At 66.9% G+C, this 12,092-nt stretch carries 15 protein-coding genes; all 15 read right to left on the reverse strand.

Going from position 1 to position 12,092, the window contains the following annotated elements; genetic code table 11:
* Nucleotides 1-166: 166 nt before the first annotated feature.
* A complete protein-coding gene (locus QHF83_RS51450) occupies nt 167-754 on the reverse strand; it encodes a hypothetical protein (protein WP_282425530.1) in 588 nt (195 codons plus the stop codon).
* Between the two features lie 5 nt (nt 755-759).
* A complete protein-coding gene (locus QHF83_RS51455; RefSeq protein WP_282425064.1) occupies nt 760-1,206 on the reverse strand; it encodes a hypothetical protein in 447 nt (148 codons plus the stop codon).
* Between the two features lie 13 nt (nt 1,207-1,219).
* Complete coding sequence (locus QHF83_RS51460) at nt 1,220-3,271, reverse strand: DUF2586 family protein (RefSeq protein ID WP_282425531.1); 2,052 nt, start codon at nt 3,269-3,271, stop codon at nt 1,220-1,222.
* Nucleotides 3,271-3,777, reverse strand: coding sequence for a hypothetical protein (locus QHF83_RS51465; protein ID WP_282425532.1), 507 nt, complete (start codon nt 3,775-3,777; stop codon nt 3,271-3,273). Before QHF83_RS51465 ends, QHF83_RS51460 begins: the two co-directional genes overlap by 1 nt.
* Nucleotides 3,777-4,232, reverse strand: a complete 456-nt coding sequence (locus QHF83_RS51470) for a hypothetical protein (protein WP_282425533.1) — start codon at nt 4,230-4,232, stop codon at nt 3,777-3,779. Before QHF83_RS51470 ends, QHF83_RS51465 begins: the two co-directional genes overlap by 1 nt.
* Nucleotides 4,229-4,654, reverse strand: coding sequence for a phage protein Gp36 family protein (locus QHF83_RS51475; RefSeq protein ID WP_282425534.1), 426 nt, complete (start codon nt 4,652-4,654; stop codon nt 4,229-4,231). The genes QHF83_RS51470 and QHF83_RS51475 overlap by 4 nt, the downstream gene beginning before the upstream one ends.
* Entirely contained in the window at nt 4,651-4,944 is a 294-nt protein-coding gene (locus QHF83_RS51480; protein WP_282425535.1) for a hypothetical protein, read from the reverse strand. The genes QHF83_RS51475 and QHF83_RS51480 overlap by 4 nt, the downstream gene beginning before the upstream one ends.
* Nucleotides 4,945-4,962: 18 nt before the next feature.
* A complete protein-coding gene (locus QHF83_RS51485; RefSeq protein ID WP_282425536.1) occupies nt 4,963-5,910 on the reverse strand; it encodes a Mu-like prophage major head subunit gpT family protein in 948 nt (315 codons plus the stop codon).
* An 18-nt stretch (nt 5,911-5,928) separates the two neighbouring features.
* A complete protein-coding gene (locus tag QHF83_RS51490) occupies nt 5,929-6,342 on the reverse strand; it encodes a hypothetical protein (protein WP_282425537.1) in 414 nt (137 codons plus the stop codon).
* 12 nt (nt 6,343-6,354) lie between these two features.
* Nucleotides 6,355-7,410: a phage protease gene (locus QHF83_RS51495; RefSeq protein ID WP_282425538.1), complete on the reverse strand. Its 1,056-nt coding sequence runs from the start codon at nt 7,408-7,410 to the stop codon at nt 6,355-6,357.
* 115 nt (nt 7,411-7,525) lie between these two features.
* Nucleotides 7,526-8,887: a DUF935 family protein gene (locus QHF83_RS51500; RefSeq protein WP_282425539.1), complete on the reverse strand. Its 1,362-nt coding sequence runs from the start codon at nt 8,885-8,887 to the stop codon at nt 7,526-7,528.
* Nucleotides 8,884-10,293 carry a terminase family protein gene (locus tag QHF83_RS51505; RefSeq protein WP_282425540.1) on the reverse strand — a complete coding sequence of 470 codons (1,410 nt, stop codon included), beginning with the start codon at nt 10,291-10,293 and terminating at the stop codon, nt 8,884-8,886. Before QHF83_RS51505 ends, QHF83_RS51500 begins: the two co-directional genes overlap by 4 nt.
* A 4-nt stretch (nt 10,294-10,297) precedes the next feature.
* A complete protein-coding gene (locus tag QHF83_RS51510; protein WP_282425541.1) occupies nt 10,298-10,822 on the reverse strand; it encodes a hypothetical protein in 525 nt (174 codons plus the stop codon).
* Nucleotides 10,823-10,825: 3 nt separating this feature from the next.
* On the reverse strand, nt 10,826-11,215 hold the full coding sequence (locus tag QHF83_RS51515; protein WP_282425542.1) for a hypothetical protein: 390 nt from the start codon (nt 11,213-11,215) through the stop codon (nt 10,826-10,828).
* A gap of 269 nt (nt 11,216-11,484) precedes the next feature.
* A complete protein-coding gene (locus QHF83_RS51520; protein ID WP_282425543.1) occupies nt 11,485-11,775 on the reverse strand; it encodes a hypothetical protein in 291 nt (96 codons plus the stop codon).
* Nucleotides 11,776-12,092 lie beyond the last annotated feature (317 nt).

Genomic DNA, 12,092 nt, shown 5'->3' on the forward strand with positions numbered 1-12,092 from the left:
ATCCCCAAGGATCCCGAACGCGTAGGTCGCGAACGACTCGCGCTGCTCGGGCCGCCGCAGATGTGTGCCGATGATGCCCTGGAAAAACTCCCTGGCACGATGGCTCGTCGAGAAGTCCGTTCCGTACGACATGCGGAGCGCATCATGCGGTCCGCGGACAAACCTTTCAAGTACCTGGGCAAACCGGGCGCAAGATTTGGAGGACAAAGTAAGAAACAAACGACACAACCCCACCCAGGACCCGCTCGAGCCCGCGCAGAGGTGGATGAAGGTCCCGCAGTAGTGTTAGGAGCCACAGGCCCGTCGCCATCCGCAGCGCCACGCGTTGCGAGGCCCCGCGCGCTTCGGCCGCGAGCTCGGCGCACCTCGCCTCCGCCAGGCCCGCCGCCGCGAGCGTGATCCAGTCGTCGGATCCGAGCTTCCCGAGCGGGATCGTTTGCAGCTCGTCCTCGGGCGCCCCGGCGAGCTCCGCGAGGACAGGCCAGGCGAGCTCAGACAGCGCCGGAACGTCCTCGAGCACCGTCGAGAGCGCCGCCGCATCGGGCCAGGCTACGCAATCGATCAGCAAGTTGTGGAGCGCATCCGGACGCCCCGCAGGCTTCGAGAGCCCATCGAAAGCCGCCGCCCAAGCCTTCCGCGTCGGAGGTTTCACCACGACCGCCACCCCCTCGCGCTCCTCAACCTCGATCAGCCGCAGATCCCCGCCGTGCGTCCGCCGGAGCTCTGCCCGCACATCATCCGTCAGCTTGCGCATTTCGATCAGCTCCTTGGTTTCTTGAACGGATCGATCCCGTTCTTGATCACCTTGAGGCAATTCCCTTCGAGCTTCGTCATCGATGGATCCCCGGTCTGAGACGACGTTTCATCCCCGAGCGGCAGCCACGTCTCCACGCGATCGATGATGTCCGGCCGGCCCGGGAGCGAATAGACGATTTGCAGATCCACCGTCCGATAGATCCAGCCGTCCCCCTGCTTCCCGCGTAGCTCGTCCTCCTCGCCGCGGGAAATCTCCATTTCGCACTTCGGCTCAGCCTTCCGGCCCCCGTGCGCCTTCGGTCCCGGTTGCGTCCCGCCGACCGTGCTGGAGGACAGGCCATTTCCATAGGTGATCGAGGAACACGTGGTGAACGTGTGCCGCTTGCCGTTGTGGAGGATCGCCGTGATCGTCAGATCATCGTGGGCGAATTCCCCGCGCGGAGTCGTCACGGTATACCCCATGTCAGCCGCCGCCCTCCTCCTCGTTGTCTGTCAAGAGTCCCGGCCCGAGCTCGGCCGAGACCCCGTAGATTTGCCCGCGAGGGACCACGGTCATCGTCGCCCGAAGGAAGTTCGTCTCGAAGATGTTGTCCGTGCGGATGACGCGCGCTCGGACCGCGCTCGCGTGGTCGGGCATCAGCGCGCTTGTCAATGCATTCGTGACCGCTCGATCGATGGCCCCCGCGGTATTCGTTTCGAGTGTGCCGTCCTCATTCAGGGGCGGATCGTTGTTGATCTCGTTATCGAGGATCGGCTGCGCCGCGAGGTAAGCCTCGATCATGACGCGAGTCACGTTGAGATCCCGGTAGCGGCTCCGTTCGTCCGCCATCGTGAGCCCGCGGGCGAAGTACACATTCCCGCCGCTCGTATCCATGACCGTGAACCGCGCCGCCCGTAGTTTCACCGTCGCAAGCCCCTCGTCCACGGGAAGCGCGTCGACCTCCTTGAGCGGCCCATCGTCGTGGTTGCCGAGGTCCGACGAGAACCGTACCGCGGCCGCCTTGTACGCGGCCGCCCACGATTGAGAGCGCAAGAAGGCCCCCTGGAGCGTTCCACCGCGAAGCCACGCGCCACGCGCGCAGACACACACGCGCCGTGAGACGAAGCCCTCGAAGGCCTCCGCGAGCGCTTCGTCCGTCTCGGTGAGCGGCGCGCCGATGATCGCGACGATCGGCCGCTTCAGCGCTTCGAGCTCGGCGATCTTCGTGTCCAGCGCTTCGGCGAGCGCCCTCGTTTCCGCAGCATCCGCGAGCTCGCCGACGACATGCAGGATCCGGAAATCCGCCTTCACGTGGACGAGCTTGTCGATCGCTTCGATCACGGCCTCGATCGAGAACCCCGGCGCATGGCACGCGACCGCGTATTCGGTATCCTTTACGAACGCAGCCGCGGGAAACTGGATCGTTACGCCGACGCCCGGAATCGTATGGTCCGCCTCGCGGCCCTTCACGTCCGCTTTCGGAAGCCCGAGCAATTCGAGCGCGCTCCCGCCGAGGACCACGAGCCTCGACGCCTCGCCGATCGTCTTGCTCGCAAGCCGCAGCTTCGACGCCGGAGCGACGAGCGACGCCGCGACGTTGTTCACCTTCACGAGCGCCGCGACGATCGCAGCCGGATCAGCAGGCGGATCCTTGAACTCGACGGTTTGGGCCTCGCCCGTGTCTTCTTGCAAATCGAGTGTTGTCCCGTCGAGATCCCCCGCCTCGCCTTGCTTCATCCCGACCACCAGGCCGAGCGCGCCGAGCGCGGAGCCGCCGAGGAGCTCGATCGTCGCCGCCTCCCCGATGGTCTTCGAGGTCCACACGAGACGCGCGCCGGCGTCGAGCGAGAACACGCACGCGGCGAAGGCATTCGGCAACTGCGCGAGCAGCGCGACCCCGTCCTTCGGTGCCTCGAGCACGCACGACATCTCGGCGCCGTTGATCTTCGCCTCGATGCCCTTCCCATCGAGCAAGCCCCCCGGCCCGTACAGGCCGGAGGCCCCGAGGTCCTTGTCCCCGCGGACGATGGCCGGTTTCGCAAAGGTGAGCCTCGACAGGTCCCGCGTCCCGGTCACCTCGGCCGCCTTTCGTGTCGGAATCACGAGCTCGGTCCCGAACCGCGGAACCACCTGCGTGCCGGCCGCCGTGCCCGAGATGGAGACGCGGAATCTCCCGACGCCCTGCGCCCCGCTCTTCGTGATGCGCACCCGCACGGCTACCGTATCGGTCGGAGCGCCCGAGAGTAACAGCGCCGGCCCCGGCCCGGATTGCGTCAGCGGCCCGAGCGCGCCCGGAATGCTCGCCTCGACCGGAACCGCGAGCGTGCGTTGCTTCGAGACGCGGACCGCTTGCGCCGTGGCTTCCGCGAGTGGTCCCTCGCCGAGCGCTTTCGCGACGGGGGAGGGGACATCAAAGGCATAAACGGTATTCTTCGAGCCGGACGAGCAGACGCCCACCTTGGCGACCACCCGCGCAGCGGATGCCGGCTCGCCCGCCGGCCCATATTCAGTGAAGGTGATTTCAGCGCTCGGCATCAGAATCCCTCACGTTTCGAGCCATCGGGCGCCGCCGTCTCCCCCTCGACCGAGGCTTTCAGGATCAGCGCATGCCGCAGATCGACGTCCACCACGGGGAGGCGGATCGACATCGGAACGACCACCTTGACCCCCGCCGAACCTGCGCGCCCCGCGCCCGCGATCCACTGCACGCGCCCATAACCGCGCGCTCGCCGGCTCACGCCGAGCTCCCGCACCGATTGCAGGAGGCGGAGGTAAACCCCTTCGGCCTCCGCGGGCGAGCTCCCCCAGATCGTGAACGTCGCTTCGATCACGCGGTCCTCGCAGACGTGTCTCCCTGCGCCGCCTTGCTGCGCCGGGGGTTCGAGGTCCTCATGTTCCGGCACCGACACGATCAACCGCGCCGGCGAGGCGAGCCCGCGCCCCTCGTCCTTTCCGATCGCAAGATCGAGGCCCTGCACGTTCATTCTCTCATGCAGTTCCTTCGCGAACCGCCCGAGGCTCGTCTCGTCCCAGCCGCCCATCACTCCCCCTTGACCGCGCGCCGCACCGCGGCGGAGAAGGCGACACCAGCGCTCGCGCGGATGCGTGCAATCCACCCCGGAGGGGGTTGCCCATCGGGAACGAGCGGCCGCTCGGGGTTATGGACGACCCCATGCTGGAGCGTCCCCCGTTGCGCGAAATTTGCGGTCCAGTGATTCACCCGCACCTCGACGGCGCACTCGAAAGGGTTCGGCGGAAGCGGACGATACTCGACGTGTGCCGCGAGGGGTTGCAGCGCGAGCGCGCCATCCGCCGCGCGCTTCGGCCAGGCGTCCCCATCGGGCGAGCGCCCGGACTCGATGCCATCGCGCACGAGCTCGATGGCCTCCTTCCCGAGGGTCTTCTGTAGCTCCGTTTGATGGGAGCCATTCGAGAGACCTCGAAGCCCCTTCGCCATTTCGAGCAGCCCACGCCCCGCGACCCGTGACAGCTTCATGGCCGCCGCCCTCCTCGCCATCCCCGTTCCCAGCCGCGCAGCTCCGCCGCGCGCACCCGCGGGCCGAGCCGCTTCCCACCCGTGCCCGATTGCCCCACCACGCCCGGAAGCTTCTTTCCGCCGTCGAGCCCTTCGAGCCAGTGGATCTGGTCGAGATACCTTTGTCGCAGGTTCTTGGAATCGTCGTGCTCGGGATCGAACCCCGAGGCGGACATGAGCGAATAGGCCGCTATCGCCGCCGTCGCTTCGACGATCGCCCCGGTGAAGACCGCAAGCGGCGGGTTGAGATCCGCGAGGTACGTGTCGACCTTGCGCGAAGCCGCGTCGAGCCCTTCGAGTTGATCCGCCACTGGCACGCGCGCCAAAGCGTCTTTGTTGACGCCGAGCGCGTACAGTTGCGCGAGCGTGGCGTACGCGTTCACGGCTCCTCGCCGCCCTCCTTCGGCGCCTTGCCCTTCGCCTCGGTCGGCTCTTTCCCCTTCGACGCGCGGACCTGCTCGACGCCGGGAAGCTCCCGAATCGTGATCCTCTTGCCCGGATCACGTTTCAGCATTTCGATTTGTTCGCGCGTCAACGCATCATCCGGGAGCTCGGTCGCCCCGGCCTTCCAGCAGAGCCCGATCCGGACCTTCTTCCCGTCGCGCTCCTCCTCGCGCCACCCGCAGCGGTAGGCGTCATATCCAGGAGGCGGAACACACGTAACGATGATCATCGTCCTTCCCTCCGTTCCCTACGGGCGACACTTCGCGATGCTCTGCCAGACGGCCGGCGCAGCGTTGCCCCGGCAGTCGACCCCCGCGAGGTATTGGTTATTCACGAACGCGTATTCGCTCCCGTTCATGAGCGCCTGAAACCGCGGCTTCTGCCGTTCCTGCCAGATGATCGGCCGCATCAACTGATTCTTGAGCATGGCGAGGAACCAGACCCCGGGGGAATCGCTCAGCTCATCGATCACGAGCACCTCGGCGGTCCCCTGATTGATGTTGTCCTCCTGCGCGCCGCCGCGGGCGATCGTCTCGGCCTCGACGATCCGCTTCGCCGCGCCTTCCTTCTGCGGGCTCACGATCAGTGTATCCGGCTTGATCCCGATCCGCCGGCCGTTCACGTCGACGAGCGAGCGCATGTTCGCGCGGACGAGCTCGTAATTCTCTGGAGTGAGAGCCATCCCCGAGGGGTAATAGTTCGCCTGGACGGGTGAATCCGGGTCGTCTTGATCGACCGGATGCACCTCGGAAAAGACAGGCTGGCCATCGTAGACGACGAGCGAGACCGGCCCGACGAGGGGATCGAGGAAGCTCGTTTGCTCGCCGTAGAGGAGGATCGGCGCGATGCAGTCGTCGGGATGCTTCGCGGCTTGCTGCCCGAGCAGGCTCGCATAGTCGCCATACATCCCGTATTTGTCATCCTCGATCTTCTCCCGCTCGACGCCGAGGGTCTTTTCGAAGGGCTTGTTTTTGATCGTGAAGCTCCGCGATCGGAGGTTCTCGACCACGCGCGGGCCGACCCAATGCCGGAGCCCCGGAATCGCGGTCAGCCAGGAATAAGTCTCTTCCTCGCCCGTGCTCGGGAGCGTGCGGGCGACCTTCGAGCCCCAGGGCTCCGCCATACCCATCCCGCTCTTGAAGAGGACTTGGAAGCCCTTGAACATCGCCCGCAGGCTCGAACGCGTGATGATCATCGAACGCCCTTCCTCGCGTCACCGCGGACCGATGGAGACCGCCACACGGCCCCCGTCGAGCCCCATCATCTTTCCCGCCACGGAGCGCTTTCCCCCGCCGCTCGTCCTCGCGACGCGGCCCCCGTTCACCAGGAACACGTCCTTCAGGAAATCGGCCATGGTGACCGCGTCGGCCCCGCTCGAATTCTGGAGGAGGAACGTCCCGGGCTCGCAGTTGATCCGCTCGGCGCCGTCTTGGCCCGCGCTGTTGTCCTTCGTCTCGCAGGCCCGCCCGACCGGCCGAAGATCCGCGGCTTCGGTCGCTTCGACCGCGTAGCCCGAGGCATCCACGCAGACGATATTGCCTTCCTCGATCACCGCGCCGGCCTTCATGCCGGGCGCGAGCCGCTCGACGCAGACGCCGATCCCGTATCGCTTGACGTCACGGACCATACCCAAGCTCCTTCAATCGTCGCCTTCGTCCATCGCGGCAGGATCGATCCGCAGCGTTTTCGCCACCTGAAGATCAAACTCGCCATTCCGCCGCGTACGCGCCGCCAGGGACGCTTGCTGATACCGCGTCGCCGGAGGCGAGGGCTTCGCCGCGGGTTTCTTCGGGGGAGCGTCCTTCGGCGGATCCTTTTTCGGCTTGTCCCGCTCGGGATCCTCGCCCGCGCTCCCCACGAGCTCCCGCAGCGCCTCGAGGTCCTTTCGGCCGAGCTTGACGAACGCCTCCCGCCCCGCCGCAGGGATGAGCTTCGCCGCGATACCTCGATCCACGAGCGCGCCGATCTCGTCCTCCACGGCCGCCGCGCGCGCCGCTTGCAACTCCTCGGCCGCCGCCGCGAGCGCCTCCCGCGTCGTCGCCTTCCCGGTCAGCGTACGGATTTGCGCGAGTGCCTCCGCCGCGTCACTGTCTTTCAGCGCGTCATCCCCCTCGTCGCCGCCATCCTCGGTCATGTGATCGTCAAACGCCTTGATCACGTCGTCCTCGCTCGCCGAATCGGGATCGAGCCCGAGCGCCGAGGCGATATGCGCGAGCGCGCCTTCCAGCATGCCTTTTGCTCCCTGCGAAGCCGCCATCAGCGGCGGAAGCCCGTGCGAAGCGGGCAGGTTCGTCAGCGCGACGTTGATCAGCCGCGTGATCCGGTTGCTATCGAGCTCGTAATCGACTGCGGGCGAGATGTAGCGATACTTTCGCGCGCGGACCTTCTCCGCGGCCTCCTCGGTCCAGCGGACATCGACCGCCCAGAGCGCGCCTTCGCGGACCTCGGGGCGGAACCATGCCGCCGCTTCGCCCGCGCCCTTCGAGAAGCCGAAGAGGGAGGCGTGATCGTAGTCGAAGAAGAGCTCGGCGCCGTGCGTCTCGAAATCGGCGAGGACGCGGCGTGCGGCTTCCTCGTCGAAGAGAAGGAGGCCCTTATAGGACTTGTTTACGCCCGCACGAAAGAGGAGGACCTCCCCGGGGGGATCACCCGAGAGGTCAACGAGGCGGAGCGTTGCGCGACCGTTTCGAGGCATACACCCAACGCGGCGAAAGCGAAGTAGCTGTCACCCTTTGGGGTCGAAACAGGTCGCGAAGATCTCCTTTCGAGCACCTTTTGCCCTTCTGAACGATTTTTCAACGCGTGCCCATCTACTCCGCCGGGCTGCGCAGCGGTACCCCCAGATCCTTGAAGAGCGCCTCGACATCAATCCGCTCGCCCCATGACCCGGTCGCGAGCTTCGTCAGCGCATCGGCGAGCGTCCCGAGGGATTCGGCGCGCAACTTCACCGCTTCGGCCTCCGCCGCCGCTTGCGCCTTACTCGCGTCCGCTGTCGCCCGTTTTGCCTCCGCCTCTGCTTTCGCCACGTCCGCGCGCCGCCGCGCCTCGAGCACCTCGGCCTCGGCTTGTGCCTCTCGCTCCTCGGGCGTCCTCGTGTCCCATTTCGGCCAGGGCGCGAGGCGTTCGTCCCCGTAATTGAACAGGGCCCACGGGCGGAGCACCTCGTAATGCCCCGTGGTCGCGAGGCCTTCCGTGTCCGCCCGTTTCCCCTCGTGACGGACTGCGTTGTGGACCTTCCCGAGCGCATGCGAGCCTATCGGCGCCGGCTCCATGGTGAGTGTCTGCCGGAGGATCGCCATCGCCGCCGCGCTGTCGCAATACCGGATCCCGCGCTCGAACACCTCGACTGCGCTCGCGCCGTCAGCCTGAACGAGCTCGTAATCCCAGCCCGCAGCCGCCTTGCCATCGCTGTCGATATCCACCGGCAACATGATCACCGGCGATTTCCCGGCGTTGACGAGCGCGTCCTGGTACGCATCGCGCTCCCGCGCGGTCTCGTCGCTCTCGTCGAGGGCCGCGGGGTACTTCCCGACCCGCGTAGGATGCCCGTAGACCTCGGAGTAATGAGTCCAGTCCGTGAACATCTGTTGTTTCGCGAGGTAGTACATGGCGACCCGGCGGACGGCGCCGTTCATCCAGGGGGTTTGGCTACCCGAGGCGAAGATCGCCCACTTGTACGGGTCCGCGCCGAGGGCGATCTGCTCGGTCGGGGTGCCGACCCGGTACGTGATTTCATGCCCATCGAACCACAGATCCTGCGGATGCCAGACCTCGAGCAGCGGCAGCCATTGCCCCCGCTCCTCGGTCCAATTCAGTTGGACGACCGCGACGCCGAGCATGATCAACCACTTGAGGACGTCACGCAGCACCGGCTCGGGGCAGAATCGCCACCAGACTTCGGCCGCCTTCCGCTGCGCGAGCTCCGCCGCCTCGGTGTTGCCCGTCTCGGTCGACGCCTCGAACGAGAGCGGCAGCGCGAGCAGCCCGTCGATCCGTTGCTGGAGAGCACCGTCGAGCCGCTCGTCCGTCAAGAGTGCTTCGGCGAGGTCCGCCGACTCGCGAAAATCGCCCGCTTCATGGCGTTCGAGGGCCTGCCGTACGCGATCGTTATCCCAGCCCATGAGCGGCGCAAAGACGTGCTGCGCATACCGGACGCGAGGAGCGCGATTCATCGGGTGTACCTCGTGAGCCGAACCGGCCGTTTGTTCGCCGCGGAGAACGACCCCGCGATCCGCCCCGCGGGCGAGGAGAGCAGGTCATGCGCCGCGGCGCCGGCGTCGACCTGGTCGTCCTCATCGTCATCCTGCCCGGTGAATCGAAGATGCTCCGCCAGGAAGACGTTCACCCACGAATCCGGCCCGACGTCTTCAGGCAGGAGCACGCGGCCGTCGTTCCAGGACGCGGCATACGGTTGTGCGCGCGTGAACTTGTCTGCCTTCACCCGGCGCGCCTCGACTACGAAGCCACGATCCGACATGAAGGGGACAATCATCTTTTCAAACACCGTGACGTAGCCCATTGCCTTGCATCCCCCGTGCGCCCGTTGTAGCCGCGCGCCCTCCGCGGCGAACTCGGGCGCGAGGACCTGCTTCCGCAGGCATTCGAGGACGTAGTACACGCGCCGCCCCCGCTCCGGTTCGTGCGAGCGCATGACGACCGCCGACGAATAGTCGGCATGCTTCCGAGCGGTGTAGGCGAAATCGACGCCGATCCCGTCGCGATACTCTCGCACCGCGTCGAGGGCCGCGGCGGTGTAGAGCGCCGGTTCTGCGTTGAACACAGCCCCGCCTCGCGGCCTCGGGACGCCTTGATAAAGCGAGGCCCACGTGTACTCTCCGACCTCGCGCCGCCGCGCCTCGAGCTCGGCCGCGGGCCAGCGTTCGGGCCAGAGCGCGCGCCCGTCGTCGGTGAGTGCAGGCAGGCGGAGGTATTGCCAGCCCTGAGAAATCAGCCGCCCGGAGAGGTCCTCGGGGTGCCACCGCGTGGCAAGGACGATCGCGCTCCCGCCCGGCTCGACCCGGTTGATCGTCGAGCCCTGCCAGAGATCCCAGATTCGCGAGCGATAGGTCGGGCTTTCAGCCTGGATCCGATTCTTGAACGGGTCGTCCACGAAGAGGACGCGGAACCCTTTGCCCGTCAACGAGCCGTTGAGCGCGGTAAAGACCGCGCGCCCGCCTTCGCGCGTGCGCCACTCGCCGACGCCCTTCGCGCCCGCATCGAGCTCGACGCCGGCCGCGCGCGCCATCGCCCGCGCGTCGCGGCTCTTGCTGTTGGCCAGCTCGATCCCATACGTGGCGTAAGCGATCGGGAGGGTGGGATCCTTCCGCAGGTACCACGCAATCGCATGGAGGATCGTGTCCGTCTTCCCATGCCGCGGGGGCGCGTGGATCACCGCGCGGACAGGCTCGCGCCGCGCGCGCTCGAGGAGCTCGATCAGCGGAGCCAGATGATCCGGGCGCGCATACCCTGGCGTTACGGCCGGTATGAACGCCGCGAGGCCTTCGGAGGGGGCCGCCGCAATCCGTCCGTGCTCCCTGTAGGAGAAATCGCCCACCCGATAGCCGAAAGCCTTCGCCATCGAGCTATTCCCCGAGGTACGGCTCCGGATTCGCTTTGACCTCGGCCAGGAGGGTTTCGAGCGCCGCGATCTGTTCGGGCCTCCCGATCTCCCCCGTCGCCCAGTAGATTTCGAGCTCCCGACAGGCTTTCCTGTCCTTCCAGCCGCTTTTCGCGCCTGCGTCCCACGCGGCGCGGAGCTCCTTGGGGAGCGTTGGAGGGCGAGCGACGTCAACACGCACGTTGCCATCGACCCGCGTATGCTTCCGGTTCCACTTCTCGGGATACCGTGCGCGCAGAATGTCGAGCGCCAGCCGAGGATCGTCCGCGGCCCCTTGCGTCGCGATCGAGGCGAGCCGCGCCTCGCCCTTCGCCTCCGCCGTTCGGATAGCCGCATCGAATGCGGGATCCTGCTTCCGCCAATCCCGCAGCGTCCTCGGTTTGATGCCGACGAGCGCGCACACTGTAGGCCGGTGCAGTTGCCCGAGCCGGAGCGCATCGAGAATCTGCTTTTCAACCTCGAGGGTTCGGAGGGTAGGACGTCCGCCCATCGTCTACTCCAGCAGGCTCCGGAAATCGTCGAATTCGTCCCGCGCCTTGGGGCCGCCGCTCGCACCACCCTCGAAGCGCCCCGGCTCGGGAGCCGTCGCAGTGCGTGAGGAAAGGCGCCCTTCGCGGATGGCGATGGCATCGAGGAGCCGATGAACATCGCGCAGAATCACGCTCGTTTCGGGGAAGACGATCCGCCGCTCCCGCTCGATGCGCACGGCTTCCTTGAGCCGGCGTTTCTCGACGCGGAGGAGCCAGCGCAACGTCTTGACGTCCGCGTCCATCTTCGGCGCGTCGGGGTTCGGCTCGGGTCGCCCTTCGGCGGATGCCCGTTCGGCCTCCTTGGGGGTCAACGGTTGAGCGCGATCCCGCGCCCCTTCGCTGCTTTGGTCCATGAGGGCCTCCGGATCAGGGGGTGCATGAGCATGTGACAATCGTTGCAGATCACGATCAGATTGGCGGGATCGAAGACGAGCTCCGACGCAATCCCCGAGATCGAGCAAGGGATGATGTGGTGAACATGCCGCGCCGGAACGCCGCAGCACTCGCAGAAGCGCCCGCGAGCATCGAGGACTTCGCGGACGACGCGCCTGTATCGCCGTTGCGGGGTCTCCGCCAAAGGTAGAGCCATCCTACCCTTGGAGGGAAAGGAGCCGCCCGCGGCTTATTTGCGTCCTCTTTTCGCTCCGGCCGGGGATTTCAACCGTTCGACCTCACCCTCGAACGTCCCGAGCCTGCCTTCAATCCCGACCAGCCGCGCGTGGAACTCTTGCAGCGCGAGGATCGATGCCACCGGAACCGGACACGCCTCGCGGAGACCCTCGAGCATGACGACGCTGCCGCGCCGCCCGATTTGCGGCACCAGGAGCGAAACACCATGGATGCGTTCGATGTACCGCAGCCGCCGCGTGAGCTTCCGCCGCCACCCCGGGACGGTGGTGGGCTCGCCGAGCATCGAGGCAGCTTCCGCCAGGCTGATTCGCCCCGAGGCGCGGATGTCGAGCGCCTCCGCGAGCCTCGGATCGCGTGTTCCCCTGGAGATCGTTTCGACGACGGCCTCCCAATTCGATCGCAGCCCGTCCATAAGCTACCTCCTTGGCGAAGCGTCGCTCCGGTCGTGGATCGGGGGAAGGGAAAAATAAAATGTCGAGCGCGGTCAGGGCGCCTCGACCTCGGGGAAGATTTTCGCCGAGGCCCGGCCGCCTTGCCGAGGGCCCCCGGGCCCCTTGCGCGCGCCGAGCTCGCGCCGCTCGACGGGCCCGACGCGGCCCC

Origin of the sequence: Polyangium sp. 15x6 (assembly GCF_029960785.1) — a bacterium.
Taxonomy (GTDB): domain Bacteria; phylum Myxococcota_A; class Polyangia; order Polyangiales; family Polyangiaceae; genus Polyangium.